General features: G+C 44.3%; 11 protein-coding genes. All 11 read left to right on the forward strand.

Features of this window, described 5'->3' with window-relative positions; genetic code table 11:
• The first annotated feature begins 75 nt into the window (after window positions 1–75).
• The 11 genes from NL647_RS03235 to NL647_RS03285 all read left to right on the forward strand — a co-directional run bounded on the left by NL647_RS03235 (window position 76) and on the right by NL647_RS03285 (window position 15,678).
• Window positions 76–999, forward strand: coding sequence for a Fe(3+) dicitrate ABC transporter substrate-binding protein (locus NL647_RS03235; protein WP_253649622.1), 924 nt, complete (start codon window positions 76–78; stop codon window positions 997–999).
• A 56-nt stretch (window positions 1,000–1,055) separates the two neighbouring features.
• Window positions 1,056–2,030 carry an iron ABC transporter permease gene (locus NL647_RS03240; RefSeq protein WP_253650102.1) on the forward strand — a complete coding sequence of 325 codons (975 nt, stop codon included), beginning with the start codon at window positions 1,056–1,058 and terminating at the stop codon, window positions 2,028–2,030.
• Window positions 2,030–3,001: an iron ABC transporter permease gene (locus tag NL647_RS03245; protein ID WP_017819179.1), complete on the forward strand. Its 972-nt coding sequence runs from the start codon at window positions 2,030–2,032 to the stop codon at window positions 2,999–3,001. Before NL647_RS03240 ends, NL647_RS03245 begins: the two co-directional genes overlap by 1 nt.
• A 2-nt stretch (window positions 3,002–3,003) precedes the next feature.
• On the forward strand, window positions 3,004–3,768 hold the full coding sequence (gene fecE, locus NL647_RS03250; RefSeq protein WP_017819178.1) for a Fe(3+) dicitrate ABC transporter ATP-binding protein FecE: 765 nt from the start codon (window positions 3,004–3,006) through the stop codon (window positions 3,766–3,768).
• 237 nt (window positions 3,769–4,005) lie between these two features.
• Window positions 4,006–6,162, forward strand: a complete 2,157-nt coding sequence (locus NL647_RS03255) for a TonB-dependent siderophore receptor (RefSeq protein ID WP_253649623.1) — start codon at window positions 4,006–4,008, stop codon at window positions 6,160–6,162.
• Complete coding sequence (locus tag NL647_RS03260) at window positions 6,156–6,695, forward strand: YfiR family protein (protein WP_017819176.1); 540 nt, start codon at window positions 6,156–6,158, stop codon at window positions 6,693–6,695. Before NL647_RS03255 ends, NL647_RS03260 begins: the two co-directional genes overlap by 7 nt.
• Window positions 6,692–8,617 (forward strand): diguanylate cyclase, encoded by a 1,926-nt coding sequence (locus NL647_RS03265; RefSeq protein WP_017188957.1) that lies wholly within the window; start codon window positions 6,692–6,694, stop codon window positions 8,615–8,617. The genes NL647_RS03260 and NL647_RS03265 overlap by 4 nt, the downstream gene beginning before the upstream one ends.
• Window positions 8,618–8,897: 280 nt before the next feature.
• A complete protein-coding gene (locus NL647_RS03270) occupies window positions 8,898–12,554 on the forward strand; it encodes a transporter substrate-binding domain-containing protein (protein WP_253649624.1) in 3,657 nt (1,218 codons plus the stop codon).
• Window positions 12,547–13,701, forward strand: a complete 1,155-nt coding sequence (locus NL647_RS03275) for an EAL domain-containing protein (protein ID WP_009696149.1) — start codon at window positions 12,547–12,549, stop codon at window positions 13,699–13,701. The genes NL647_RS03270 and NL647_RS03275 overlap by 8 nt, the downstream gene beginning before the upstream one ends.
• Window positions 13,702–13,705: 4 nt before the next feature.
• Complete coding sequence (locus NL647_RS03280; RefSeq protein ID WP_005449405.1) at window positions 13,706–14,305, forward strand: response regulator transcription factor; 600 nt, start codon at window positions 13,706–13,708, stop codon at window positions 14,303–14,305.
• An 11-nt stretch (window positions 14,306–14,316) separates the two neighbouring features.
• Complete coding sequence (locus NL647_RS03285; RefSeq protein ID WP_029789546.1) at window positions 14,317–15,678, forward strand: GGDEF domain-containing protein; 1,362 nt, start codon at window positions 14,317–14,319, stop codon at window positions 15,676–15,678.
• The last annotated feature ends 118 nt before the right edge of the window (window positions 15,679–15,796 follow it).

The following is a 15,796-nucleotide window of genomic DNA, read 5'->3' on the forward strand; positions in this document are numbered from 1 at the left end:
TTGATGTTAACACAATTCAAAGTCGCCAATTTACGTTGGCGACTTTCACGATCTTAGTGTTGGGGATATAAAAACATGGAAAACGAATCTCGGTTTCTATCGATGAACTTACGACTTGCTGCATTTCTCTTATTGTTCATAAGCGTTATGTCTTTTCCAAGTTCAGCAAAAACTCGTGTCGTACAAGATGAACAGGGGACATTTAAATTAGAAAGCACACCCAAACGCGTTGTCGTTTTGGAGTTTTCTTTTGTGGATGCGTTAGCAGCAGTTGGTGTGTCACCCGTCGGTGTTGCAGATGACAACGATGCATCAAGAGTGATCACAGCAGTACGTGATTTAGTTCAGCCATGGCAATCTGTTGGTATGCGTTCTCAGCCGAGTTTAGAGGCTATCGCTGTGCTAAAACCGGATTTGATCATTGCGGATGCAGAGCGCCACCGCACGATCTATCAAGACCTCAATCGCATCGCACCCACGTTGCTGCTAAAAAGCCGTGGTGAAACGTATCATGAAAATCTAGAGTCTGCGCGTAAGATAGGAATCGCACTTAACAAGCAAAAAGCGATGAACAAGCGCATTCAATTGCATCAACAAACCATGACTGAGTATAAGCGGCATTTTGCGCTTAAACAGACGGTACAGTTTGCGGTGGTGTCAGACAAAGGTATGTGGCTCCACAGCCCTAAATCCTATGCTGGTGGTGTTCTTAGCGAGTTAGGCATTACGAGTCCGCTAGTGCAGGCTACGGAAAAAGCTTATCTGCCTGCGAGCTTTGAATTGCTATTAAAAACAAACCCGGATTGGTTGCTGATTGGTGCATACTCGCAACCAAACATCATTGATGAATGGAAAAAGAACCCGTTGTTCAAGTTGTTATCTTCAGCAAAAGCACAACATATTGTTGAAGTATCACCGGAGCTTTGGTCTCTTAATCGAGGCATGCTAGCAGCAGAGAAAATGGCGCAGAACTTAGAACAGATTTTGGCTTCGTCATGAACAAAGCAACGATATTGAAAGAAAGCCCTCATCAGCTTCAAGTGCCATGGAAAGCGATGTTTGTTGTCGTTATTGTTTTGGCTTTGGTTCTGACAGGGTACGTAGCTTCAATGCTTGGTTGGTCAAACTTTTCACTCACACTCAATGATTTAATGGGGTATTGGTTTTCATTTGATGAAACCAACATGAGCCATCAAATCCTTGCTACGTTACGTGCTCCGAGAGCGTTTGCTGGGTTAACAATTGGAGCTTGCCTCGCTGTTGCTGGTTTATTGATGCAGGGTTTGACGCGCAACGCGTTGGCATCGCCCTCAATTTTAGGTATTAACGCTGGTGCAGCGTGTTTTATGACGTTCGCTGCCATTGGCGTACCGATAGTCAGTGATATCAACCCAATTCTTAATGCTGTACTTGGCGCACTACTTAGTGGCGTTTCTGTAATGATGCTTGGTGGCTTTTTTTCTATTCGCTCGCATCCTCTGCGTTTGGTTTTAGCAGGTATAGCAGTTAGCGCTCTACTGCTTGGTCTTACCCGAGCTGCGCTTATTCTTTCGGATGACATGGCTTACAGTGTATTGCATTGGCTGACGGGGTCTTTAGCAAGTGTGGACAAGGAACAGTGGAACCAACTGTGGCCGCCAGCATTGACTGGATTGGTTCTCGCAATGGGGTTGGCTCGCAATCTCAATTTACTGGCTCTTGGAGAAGAAGTCGCGGTTGGATTAGGTAGCAACATCCAGATGACTCGGCTCGTTACGGGCATCACTATTGTTTTATTGGCGGGAACGTGCGTTGCCATTGCGGGGCCTATTGGCTTTGTTGGTCTTCTTGTTCCTCACTTAGTAAGACCAATAGTCGGTCATAACTATCATTTACTGATCCCATGCTCGGCACTGATTGGGGCGGCTCTGGTTGCTTGGTCTGATGCATTATCACGTGCCATCGCGTTTCCCACTGAAACACCGGTTGGCGTGCTTACCGCGTTGATTGGCACACCTTGTTTTATCCTTGTTGCGATGAGGAGGTCTTAATGCTTCATCAAACAAAACTGGCATTGTTGTTTGGGCTTGTTGCTTTGGCTGCTGTTGCGAGCTTATTAGTTGGAGCCGCTTCGCTTTCTGCTTCTCAAGTCATGACGCTCCTTGTTTCTTTTTCAAACGACGACTTTGTTATTCATCAATACCGCTTTCCTCGCACTTTACTCGCAATTGGCGTTGGAGCTGGGCTCGGGTTATCAGGATTATTAGTTCAAGGTGTGATTAGAAATCCGCTAGCTTCTCCGGACTTGATGGGAATTAGCGCAGGAGCGGGGTTAGCGGCAACGGCAAGCTTGGTATGGTTTCCTAATACCTCACTCAGTTGGCTACCTTTGATCGCAATGGCAGGAGGTCTATTTGCAGCAGGTTTCATTGCGATGCTGGCTTGGCGTTCAAAACCTACACCTGCAAGATTAGCGTTAATTGGTATCGCCGTTAGTGCTTTTCTCGCCAGTGGTATCGACTTCTTATTGGTCACGCATCCCATTGAAATCAACACTGCGATGGTTTGGTTAACAGGTAGTCTTTGGGGGCGAAACTGGCAGCAAGTGCCTTTCATTTGGGGGGCGCTCTTATTGTTGATACCGCTAGCGCTGTGGTTAGCGTGGCGATTAGATGTCATGGGGTTGGGTGAAGAAAGCGCAACTACTTTAGGGGCGAAGCCAACGCAGATCCAAGTGGTTGCGTTGTTAGCGGCGGTGCTTCTAGCCAGTATCAGTGTATCTGTTGCCGGTACGATTAGCTTCGTCGGACTATTAGCGCCACATTTGGCGCGTTTGTTGTTTGGGCATAACCATAAATTGTTGATTCCCGGATCTGCACTGGTTGGCGCATTACTGGTTACTTGTGCTGATGCCTTGGCTCGTGGGATTCAACCACCGATTGAATTACCTGCTGGAGTGCTTACATCCGTTATCGGAGCGCCTTATTTTATTTTTCTTCTATATCGTTATCGAGGTTGGTAATCATGCTAAAGACGCAGAACCTTTCCGTCGCCTATGGCAAAAATACAATCATTCCGAATTTGTCAGTCTCAATACCAAAAGGGAAAATTACCGCGTTGATAGGACCAAACGGCTGCGGTAAATCGACGTTATTGAAGACATTAGTAAGGATTAACAAACCTTTATCTGGTGATGTCTTTTTTAATGAAAAACCGTTGTCGAGTTATGGAGATAAACGCCTAGCTCGCTCGTTATCACTGTTGCCCCAAATCTTAGTAAGCCCAGAAGGAATCACAGTAAGAAAACTGGTTGAGTACGGGCGTTCTCCCTATTTGTCCCATTGGGGAAGGTTAGGGAAGGATGATAAAACGATTGTGGAACAAGCAATGCATGATACAGGCGTATTCGAATTTGCCGATAAACCGGTTGAATCATTATCCGGCGGGCAACGTCAAAGAGCATGGATTGCGATGGTCATGGCACAAGATACAGAGGTCGTGATGTTAGATGAACCGACCACCTACCTTGATATGTCGCATCAAGTCGAGTTGATGAATTTGATGCAACAAATGAATGCCAATGGAAAAACCGTGGTGGTTGTCTTGCATGATCTTAACCAAGCATGCCGTTACTGCGACCATCTCATTGTCCTTGAACAAGGTCAACTTATTGCAGAGGGGTCACCGGATGAAGTGTTTACTGAGTCATTACTTGATGAGGTTTTTGACCTGAAAGCGAAAGTATTCCGTGACCCGATTTCTGATACTCCTATGTGTGTTGCTGTCTAATAGACGCAAGATAACTTGCCCTTCAACAGTGACCAATTATTGGTTGCTGTTGATTGAAAACTGCTACAAGTTTAATCGTTTCGATAAAAATTACTCAGCGTAAAATAAGGTGGTTTAAAATGAACCGATAGGGTGCTAATGGTACACTGTACTCATATAGATACATTGTCATTTAGCGTTTGAACCACTCCCCCCGCTAATTAGCTAACCAAGCGTTCAAACGTTGAGAAATACCTTATGCGTTTGTCGTTCAGCTTCGTTTTTGCTTCTTCATTTGGCGTTGTTACGCCTGTGTTTGCCAACTATGACCTCGATTCTCTGTTGGAGATGCCTTTGTGCTCTCTAGCGGAAACCAAAGTGGTCTCAGCTACTCGTACCTCTCAGTCTTTGGCGGATACGCCAGCGTCCGTTTATGTTATCACCGCTAAAGAGATCAAGCGCTCAGGAGCTCGCTCTGTCGCTGATGCGTTATCTTTGGCACCCGGTCTTCATGTCGCTAAATATTCTAACTATGATTGGGGCGTGACGGTTCGAGGCAATAACGAAACGCTCAACAATAAAATGTTGGTGATGGTCGATGGACGTAGTGTGTTCAACCCGATGTCGTCTGGTGTGGATTGGGATCTCATTCCAGTCAGTATGGACAGCATTGCTCAAATCGAGATTGTACTCGGTCCTGTTGGGACGGTTTGGGGGGGAAATGCCGTCACTGGGGTAATTAACGTTATTACAAAAGAAGCAGAGGGCTCACCAAAAGGGCAGCTAGCCGCCAGTTTCGGCAACTACGACTATCGTGAGTATCAACTTCATCATGCTGGTGCAGTTGGTGAGTATGCCAATTACAGTCTGTATGGTGAATTTGTAGACCATATGCCTTGGACCAGTGAAGAGGCTAGGGTACAACCGTTTCAACATTTCAATGTATATACCGAGCGTTTTGGTGGGCGTTTGGATTACCAGAAGCGTGAACACACCCTAAGTGTCCAAGCCGGCGGTATTCGTTCTCGTGAAGATTACAACTGGGGTAATTATCAGCCGCATATGATCATGCCGGGCTCTGAACCCATGCGTACCTACGAAACAGAAATGACGATGCAGGAGTATTTCGTCGGCGGTCATCATATTTTCGATCGTGCCAATGGTGATAGCTGGGAAAACGAAGTCTGGTTTACGTACAGTTCTAATGATAGCACTCATGCCAATGCGCAGTTTTTTCGAACCGACTTAGACTCTCACTATACCTTTTCCGATCTTTGGGGAACGGAGTTTACCATTGGTGGAAACATTCGCCTTATTGACGAAAAGTTCGGTACGTTTTCAAAGTATGATGAACTCACCATGCCATATTTGCGCGTGGCAGAAGATCCTGATTTCTTAAATCAATCTTATGGTCTATACGCAAACTGGAGTGTGCCACTGACGGACAGAACCAAATTAACCCTTGGTAGTCGATGGCAATATAACAACCTTACTCATGATATCGACCCACAACCCCAAGTCCGCTTGAGCTATGAGCTTGCCGATAACCAAAGGATTTGGGCTGGCTGGGGTAAAGCAATCGTAACCCCATCGCGTTTGGAGCTGAGTACCTACATGCGTGAAAATCAGTACATGCAACATGTGCTATTTAGCAATAACCAATATTACGATTATTACTACAGTGTGCTTCTCGAAGGAAATGAAGATTTAGATGTAGAGTCAGTCTCGACTTATGAAGTGGGCTATCGTCTTTGGGATGACAATGCATTGCAATTTAGCGTGGGAGGTTTCTATACCCGCCATGAGAATATTCGAGTTTATAAGACAGAATCTGCTACTCAGAACATCATCACGGGTGGTTCTTCTCCAGGTACGGTTGGCACCGTTGTGGAGCAATATACCTCCACGCTGGTTGATCCTATTTGGAGTGAAAGCTTTGGTGGTGAAGTTGCGGTCAAATGGCAGCCCCGAGATGATGTACAGATCAATGCTAACTACAGTTACAAACGCATTGTTGGTCATTGTGAAGGTGATATTTGTGGTACAAACAATGCGGTAAAACGCAGTATCGAAAATGAGCCAAATCATTTTGTGAACGTGCAAGTGATGTGGGATATCACAGCTCAATGGTGGGTGAGTGTCAGTGGGCAATATGTGTCTGAATCCAAGTTGCATAAAGACTACGAGTCTGCACTAAACCCAATCAACGTGGCGAACAAAGATTATAACTGGCCCGAAGTCGTGTCTTTTGATGCATCCATTAGCTGGCAGTATAACGACTGCCTGCCAGAGATCACGGCATCAGTTGAGAATTTAGGCGCTGACCAGAGCAAAGAGTTTCCAACTAACTACAGTTCTTTTGCTAATGGTACTCAATATTGGCTAACGCTAGATTGGAATTACGCCAAATGGTAAAACGAACAGAAAAGGTTGTCGTCGTTAAATGGCTGATAGCTTTTTGGGCGCTGCTTAGTGCAACATTTGCGTTTGCTCACTACGAAGATGCGGATTTAAAAGCCGTGTATTTGTATCGTTTTGCCCTGTTGGCGGATTGGGTGGCGACGGGCGAACCTGTTGCTCCTGTAGAATATTGCGTATCTGAAAATGACTCGGTCGCAGAGCACCTCCAACGGATCGTCGCACGCAAACCTCAATTGTCACGGTTTTATGATTTATCCAAAGGCGAGACGCCAAGTTCTTGCCATATTTTATATTTAACTCAGGCGGATAGTTCAAAAATAGCCACCAGACGAAAACAGTTTCCCCATTCACTCTTAATTGGTGACGGAGATAAGTTTATTAAAAAAGGCGGTATGGTGGCATTTGTGAAAGAGAACAACCGCATCCGGCCCATGATATCTCGCAGCCACATTGCTCCAACAAAAGTCCAACTACGCGCGCAATTGTTGAGTATTTCTATCTTAGCTGAAGATGAGGTGGCTCCATGATCCGTTCTCGCCTTGCTCGGCTGCCTTTGCGCCACAAAATGATGCTTCCAACATGGTTGATGATAACTTTGATCGTGATTGGTTTAGGCACCCTAGCCATACAATACTTGGTGATTGCGCAAGAGAGTGCTTTAGATCGCCGAATCAATATCCTTGGTCAAGGCGTGGCAAATACACTTCAAGCATCCTTGATGTTTGACGATGCGTATTCTGCAAAAGAGCAATTGATTAACTTAAGCTTTGACCCAGATATTATTTCTGCTGTGGTGATCAACCAACACGACCAAACCATCGCTTCTATTGAAGATTTACCAAAAGAGTGTGCTTGGCATGGTCGTGAATTGTTGTGCGCTAATCAAAGCGTAGTCATGCGCCACAATGATGTATTGTTAGGAGGGGAGAAGCTCGGTGCACTTGAGATTTGGGTTTCGCTTGAAAGCTTGCTAATTCATGAACGTAAAATGTGGTTATCCTTGGGTGTGATTGTCCTGTTACTCTCAATCTGTGCTTGGGCATTAGCCAAATTATTGCATTCATTAATTTCGCTTCCTTTGTTGTCTTTACATCGCTCAGTTGAACATATGGGGCGGGTCGGTGTTATTCGCAAAGCATTACCGGTTTATCATCAAGATGAAGTGGGGAAACTGACCGAGTGTTTTAACGAAATGACAATGAGCCTTGCTGAGCGAGAATCTCAAGTGGCTCAAGTATTGAAACGAGTTGAAGACAAAAACCGTTATATTCGAAGCGCGCTCGATGCGATGCAACGTTGCGTTCTTGTTGTATCGTCGAATGAGCAAGTAACCTATTTCAACCCAGTGGCAGAAAGCGAACTTCGTGGCATAGAAGTGAACTCCAATGCCCGCAATTTGTTGATGAACTACTTTGAGCCTCAGCTAAAAATCGAGCGCATTATGTTTGCTATTGACACGCATACCACGGTAGAAGGAATCGAGGTACGCAGTGTCGATAAAACTAAGCGCTACCTTATTTCTTGCAACCCGATGGATACTGAAAAGAGTAGTCTGATTCAGCTTCGAGATATCACGGAGCACGCGCTGTCAGAACAAAGACGCAAACTTTTGGATTTGATGTTTGACCAAAACCAAGACGCTATTTTAGTACTCGATCGTGCTTTGAATATTAAGACGCAGAACAACTCAGCGACGCAGTGGTTTGGTGAAGTGGATGCGCTTAAAACACTGGAATTGCTTTCTCCATTTGAAGCAACAAAAGCGATCAAGTTACGCTTATTAAAAACAGGACATTACAAAACGCATGTGGAGCTGAAAAACCAGCAAGGTCGGGTGATACCATGTGAGTTGAAAGTGCGAGTATTAAAAAGTGAAACGGGCAGAGCTGAAGCCTTTGTGGTTTCCTTTACTGATTTGACGATAGATATTGAACTCAAACGTCTCAATTATCAGGCAAACCATGATCCCCTGACCGGTCTTGCCAACCGCGCTAAAGCGGTTCGTCGACTCCAAGAGAAGCATGATGTTGGCGCATCACAACACATCTTATTTGTGGACTTGGATGGTTTTAAGGCCGTTAATGACCAATATGGACATGCAGTTGGAGACCAATTGTTGAAGGTCGTGGCGCAACGATTAATGAACTGTGTCGCACGACGCGATCTGGTTTCGCGCTTGGCAGGAGATGAGTTTTTGATTGGGGTCCGTGATGCGTCGAGCAGTGAGCCTATTGCTAGGAGGATCATCGAGAGCCTCGAAAAACCGTTTCTTCTGGGAGACGTGACGTGTGAAGTTTCTGCAAGCATAGGTATCAGTTATTGGTCTCGTGAAGACTCTGCGACGTTAGATGAAAAGATCAACGAAGCGGATGTTGCGATGTATTTAGCGAAAAAAGCGGGGAAAAACCGGTACCACAGCGGCGCTGAAACGGTTTGTTTACTTGATTGAAGGAAAACCATGTCTTTGGGCATGGTTTTTATATTACGCAATTTGTTGAACATGCGATAAACGTTGAGCTGTTTAGTTGTTGAACAGCACATTTCAGTTTAATGATGGGATATCCTACCCAAATATGTTGTAGTCCAAGGTGGATAATCTTGTCAGAATGTCCTGACTAAAATCAAAAAAATGCTTTTATAACAATGAAGTAAACACAATTCAAAAATTGTCGAAGTTTGACATTTATGCTGTGCAAATTAGTCTGATCTCCCAAGTTGTGGAAGTCGTTATGTTCAGCATTTTAAGAAAAACCGTCATACTTTTTGTCGCATTTATCGGCACAATCTCTCCGTCATATTCCTTTGCTAGCGATGAGTCTAGTGAAACCGTGCTTGTCGGTGTGATAGCGCTACGCTCAGAAGATCCAGAAATCGGCAACAAAATTGGCACTTATTATGGGATCAACCTCGATTACCTGACTAACATCGCCAAAGTGCTCAATCTTGAACTTGAGTTACGTTCATACAATACGATTCCAGAACTGTTCGCTGATATTGAGAATGGCACGATAGACGGTGCTGTTGGTTTTAGTAAATCACCGGACAGAGAATCTCGCTTTATCTTCTCGGATGCTTTTTTCTCTAGCACCATCGCGGTTTGGTATCGTGAAGACAGCTATTACCAACGTGATCCACGAGAACTCCAATGGGTTTGTGTTATCGGCACCGTTTACTGTGAATACCTCGAAGATATGGGGGCGACGAAAGTCCGCACAGTGGAAAGTCGCCTTAAAGCCTTTGAAGAAGTCAGAGGCGGTCGCGCAAACGCTTTGATCTCAAGTTACGTTGCTATCAACCAATATTTAGACGAGAACGACATTGTCAATGGTGCGGTTGATATTCCCAGTTGGCTGAATGAAGAAGAATCGAGATTTATAGCTTCCAAATCAAACCAAGCGCTTGTTGACCGTATTAACAAAATTTTAAGCTGGGAACGCAATGGTAAAAACATTCGCTCGGTTGCGTCTACGAACCCATATCATGTCAACGACAAACTGCTGGTGGAATACCGAAGAGATTTAGAAAACAAGCAAATCATTACCTACAGCAGCAGTGAAGAAGCGTTTCCTTTCTTATTTAGAAACCCTCACACCGATGAGTTGGACGGGTTTCTGCCTGATTTCATCGATTTGATCCAGTCTCGCACTGGCTTGAAGTTCGAATATCAAAAGCCTAGCAGCAGCTTAAACAGTGGATTGACGGCGTTCAATGCCGACTTAGTTCCTGTGGCTTATGTAGAGAATCCACCCTTATCAGATTGGTTAGTCACCAAGCCGTTCATGCACAACAACTTTGTTGCAATAGAAGCATTGGACCCGAAAGAGCATCCCGCACACGACGCGCGATCTGGCATTCTAATGAGTTTAAAAAAACAAGGTTTGGTCAATCTCGACTCATGGAAGGAAGAGCGCTTTACTCGCTATGAAGACCTTAGGCAATTGTTGACTGATCTCAAACAGGGCAAGATTGAAGTTGCGTATATCCCTGATGACATCGTGCATAGCATGATCGCGCAGGACAACATTGATGGGTTGCTGATCAGTGAAAAAGATACGCTGACCTTGTCGATTGCTTTTGCGGTAGCGGACCATAACACCAAGCTAAAGAAAATACTCGACAGCATCATTGATACCATTGATGCCAAAGAGATAGAAAAGCTTAATAGAACTTACCGAAACTTCAATCTCGTCTACGGTTACGATGAAGAACATATCTTCACCATGATACTGATTGTTGTGGTTGTGTTTGTGATCCTCTTGGCGGTTGCGTATTTCGTGTTGGCGCACCTTAAGCTCAAAGTCAATTTGGCAGAGCTAAACGCAACGAATGAGGAGAAAGAAAAGCAGTGGTTGATGGAGATTATTCAAGAAATCAACAGCATTGTTTTTATTCACGGCGAAGATAACCAAATTCAAATGAGCAATTGCTCTTTATATAAAAACCATCGTTGCAAAGGCTGCACGATTCAAAGTCGAAAAAGTGCCAAACCTTTGGTCGACAATGTGATCGAATTGCGTCAGGTGATTGCAGGTAAACGCATCGCAGATATAACAGCATCCAATGGTTGTAAGCTTGGTATTCAGCATGTTTACCGAGAACGTAAAGCCATTCTTTCTCCAAGTAGCAAAAAGAAATTTGTCCTGACCGTACTTCAAGATATCACTGAGCAAAAAGAGCGAGAGTTTGCGTTAATTGATGCGCAAGAAAAAGCGCAAACTGCGGTTCGTTCTCGAGAGAATTTCTTGGCAACCATGAGCCATGAGTTAAGAACACCACTTTCCGCTGCGCATGGTCTACTCGACTTGTTAGACCGTCAGACCAGCAGTGAGGGGAGTAAAGAGCTTATCACCCAAGCGATGCGCTCACTAAACCACTTGAACCTGCTGGTGGATGAAGTCCTTGATTATTCCAAGCTAGAAGCTGGTCAGTTGAAAGTGACGCCAGTAAAAACTCATGTTGTAAACACCTTGTGTGACGTGATTCGTAGCTTTGAACCAAAAGCGTCCAGTAAAGGGTTAGAGTATCGAGTGACCTTCAAACCATTCTTAAATCCATGGTTGAAAGTGGATGCAGTGCGCTTAGTCCAAATCGCGACCAATCTACTCTCCAATGCCGTTAAGTTTACCAACGAAGGAGAAATCAGCGTCAGCATTGCCGTTCATGAAGGGCGATTGATCTTAAAAATCGCGGACACAGGTATCGGTATGACGGAAACGCAACTCGAAGGTATTTTGCAGCCGTTTGTTCAAGCAGATGACACCATTACGCGCAAGTACGGAGGAACAGGGCTTGGCTTGAGTATTGTCGACCGTCTCGTGGATTGCATGGGAGGGGAGTTATGTATTAATTCCCAGTTCGGTCTTGGCACCACGATGGTTGTGAAGTTGCCTATTACCTTCTGTGAACCAGAGCCTCAAGCGGCACTGTCTTATACATTTTCACCGATGTTGCCTGCCAATGTCCGTGATTGGTGTCTTGCGTGGGGGATGGCGTCGACAGATGTGAAGCCAAATTTGGTGGGGCAGTTTTCACCGCAAGGGAAATACCAAGGACTAAACCTTGATTGTGGTAGTAAAGGAAGCTGCGAGTTAACGCCGTCAGAAGCTAAGTATCCAGATACCTTACTGGCGTTGTTGCGTCAAGATTGCACCTTAAAGCCGACAGATGAAACAGAAGACACGAATAGCAATCTTGATTGGAAGCACGGAACTGTTTTGGTCGCAGAAGATAACCCGATCAACCAAAGCGTGATCACGATGCAACTGCGAGAACTTGGCATTGAGCCAGTCATCGTAAGTAATGGTCTTGAAGCATGGCAATACGTGAATCGCGATCATCAGGTGGCGTTGGTTCTTACAGATTTTCACATGCCCGAAATGGACGGTTTTGAGTTGGTGAAGAAGCTCAAAGCAGCACCAGAGCTGGCTTCAATACCTGTTATTGGTGTCACCGCGGAAGACTCTCGCTTAGCAAACGAACGGGCTAAACACATTGGCATCGATGACATTCTTTATAAACCTTATGACCTTGAAAAGTTAAGGTCAAAACTGCTGCCGTTCTTAGGGCAAGAGAAAATGGCACAGTGGCCAGATTGGATTGAGAAATTTAGAAAGCAAGACGCTAAGGAGATAGCCAACGTTTTTAAAAGCTCAATGGCGCACGATGTGGCAAACCTAAAAGCTGCGACAAGCAAACAAGATAAAAAACGCATTATTCACGGTATAAAAGGCGCGCTTGGCGCCATTGGAGTAACCATTTTAGCGGAGTTATGCATTGAAGCCGAGAAGGCCAGTGATGGTGAGTTTGAAGTTCATGTCACCGACCTTATTGAGCGCATAGAACAAGAAATCAACCTTGCAGAACATTGGATTAAAGCACATGAATAAAGATCTTAAAGCGATGGTGATTGATGACCATCCACTGCAAATCACTTTGCTAAAGCAAATGTTATCTCGGCATGGGGTTGACGTCTCGACATTCGATAATGTTGATAGCGCAATTCAGCACGTCAAAACATCGGACGTGGACATTATTTTTTGTGATTTGCAGATGCCGAATAAAGATGGTGTCGACATGATGATGATGCTCAACCAAATCGGCTACCAGGGAAAGGTTGTGTTAGTGAGCGCAATGGAACTGATGATTGTCGCCACCGTTAGAGCGATGTGCGAATCGTTCAGTTTCGAGGTTCTCGGTAAACTTCTAAAACCTTACGATGAAGAGCAAGTGGTCGAAATGCTCAACAAGTCGGGTGTTCAACCAGCGAAATTCACTTCATTTCAGCAACAAGTTTGCGTGCAAGACCAAGAGTTTTTGTTTGCTTTGGCTGAGGGGCGAGTTAAAAACTACTACCAGCCACTAGCGGACGCAAACACGGGAGAGATCATAGGCTATGAAGCCTTAGCGCGTTGGTTTCATCCCATTTACGGCGTTTTAGCTCCGTACAACTTCCTTTCTATTGTCAAGCGCTGCCATTTATCTGCGGAGTTGTTTGATGCGGTGTTTAGTAATGCGTTATACGACATGAAGAACCGTGGGCTGAGGTTACATGTTTCACTGAATGTTGATCATGACAACTTAGAAGATCCGGAATTTGCGACTCGCTTCATCGAACGTTGCCGTGAGCATGGCATCAGTCCAGACCAGTTTACGATAGAAATTACTGAGCGAGACACGTTTGAGACCAATGCCGCACTTTACAAGAACCTACTTAAATTCCGAATGAGTGGAGTAACGGTCAGCATTGATGATTTTGGTACGGGATCATCATCGTTGGAAAAGCTCGCTCAACTGCCTTTTAACGAACTGAAAATAGACCGATCTTTCATTCAAGGTTTGGTCAATGACCCTAAAAAGAAAAATATAGTATTAGCCATCTGTGCACTCGCAAAAAGCTTAAACATTAGTGTTGTCGCAGAGGGGGTGGAAGACGAACCGACGCTAAACGCGATGCGCCAATACACGGTTGATGTATGTCAGGGCTATTACATCGATAAACCAATGCCATTAGAAGCAATAACGATACTGAAATAAAAGCATGATGAATAAACTGAACTATCTGATCTTTGATGATCACCCGCTGGTTTGCATTGCCATTAAATCTTTGGTCGAGAGCCTAGGCACTGCAAATGATGTTTTAACGGTAACCAATTCAAAAGACGCCTTAAAAATATTGAAAGAGCAACAAATTGGGCTGCTCATTTTGGATGTAAATCTCGCTGATTGCGATGGCTACGATTTCTACAAGCGCATTAAATCGCACGGTTTTGCAGGAAAAGTGATCTTCTTTTCTGCGGAGACGAGTCATATGTATAGCCAAATGGCATTTCGCTCTGGTGCTGATGGTTATGTATGTAAATCAGAAAACCACGAAATCTTAAAAGACGCGATTGAGGCTGTTTCCAAAGGTTATTCGTTTTTCAAATTCAAGCAGAGCGTTGAAGAGCATCGTAATGTACCAGCGTTATCCAGCCGTGAGAGTGCCGTGATGAAGTTATTACTGCAAGGGAAAACCAATCGAGACATCGCGGATGTACTCTCGATCAGTGATAAGACGGTAAGTACCTACAAGCGCCGAGTTTTGGATAAGTACAATGTGAAGAATATCGTTGAACTCTCTAAAGTGCTCGGTACGTAGTAGGAGAAAGAATGAACCTGAGAAACGTTTATTTGTCATTCTTCTTTGCTGTGCTTTTGTTTGTGACCTCAATGACCATGATTGGAGCCATGCTCATTTCTCATGAGGTGAAGCAATTTAAAATCTACACACAAGGCATTTCAAAAACCAAACAAAAAGTCATCATGCTAGGGCTCTTATTGGAGTCTGAGCTAGCCCGTTATGAAGGAACTTCGGCTAAGGAGATTACTGATGCGACCGAGTTCAGCTTTCAAGATGCGATTTACAAGCTTGATCCAAAGAGCGAGCTAGACTTTGTAGAAGCCGTCGCGCGTAAAGTGCTACATGAAGCTGAAGGTTATCTATCCAATGTCTACGAGCGGATTGATATCGTCCTTTATTTTCGTTCATACACAGGAAACAAGTTGATTCTTGAAAATGCTATTGATGGACTACAAGATTTGACGGAGCCTTTTGATATTGATTGGTGTAAAGAGACAAATTCTTGTTCGTTGGCGGCATGGAAAGATCAGTTGTCTGACCGTATTCTGATTTCTAAACCTTTTAAAACCACCTATTCGGATAGTCGAGCCTTTAGCATTATTAGCCCGGTCTACTTCAAAGGGGAGCTGGTTGGTGAATTTGGAGAGCAAATCTTTCTCGATTCGCTAAAGGCAGAAGGAAAGCAACTCAAAGTCGATATTAATAACGGAAATAAGCACATTGTGGTGTACTTTCCTCATTATCCTTGGCCTGAGTTTGCATACACTCAAACGTATGTAGCAGATAATAATAACCTGATTGTGTACAAATACCCGTTTAGCAAGATACTTATCGATTTTGGCTGTTTGTTCTTTGTCTTTTTTGTTGTGATCTTTGCGTATTATTCAAAAGCGCAAGAGTCAAAAGAGAGCAAAATTCAACTGGCTAACGCAATCAGTGACGCAACGAAAGACGAGCTAACCGGGTTGTTTAATCGAAAAGTGTTCAAAGAGCAGGCTTTTAAGAACAAGATTAAGATGACACCGTTTACTGTGATTGCCATTGATGGCGATCGAGTTAAACGAATTAACGATAAATTTGGGCACCACGTTGGAGATGAAGTCATATCGATAATTGCTGACTCCATGAAAAAGGTCTTTCGGTCGACGGATTATCTTATTCGCACGGGAGGCGATGAGTTTATTGCGATATTACCCGATTGCAGTGAGAGCAAATCGTTAATTTTGGCGAAGAAACTACGCGCTGCAGTGAAAGAAAATCGCTTAAAAAGTATGGATGTAGAAGTGAGTGTCAGTACTGGTATTGCAATGAGCACTGAACATGAGACGCTGAACAACGTCATCATGCGCGCTGATGAGGACCTTTATGAATCTAAGCGTCACCGTAGTTAAGTAACTAAGTAACCAAGTAACTAAGTAAACAAGTAACTCAGTATCCAAGTAGGTTAAGTAGCTAAGTAACTAACTTAAGACAGTGTCTTAAACCTGAAAATTGCTTTAACTGACTTTA

The organism is Vibrio sp. Y29_XK_CS5, from assembly GCF_024181835.1.
Taxonomy (GTDB): Bacteria; Pseudomonadota; Gammaproteobacteria; order Enterobacterales; family Vibrionaceae; genus Vibrio; species Vibrio harveyi.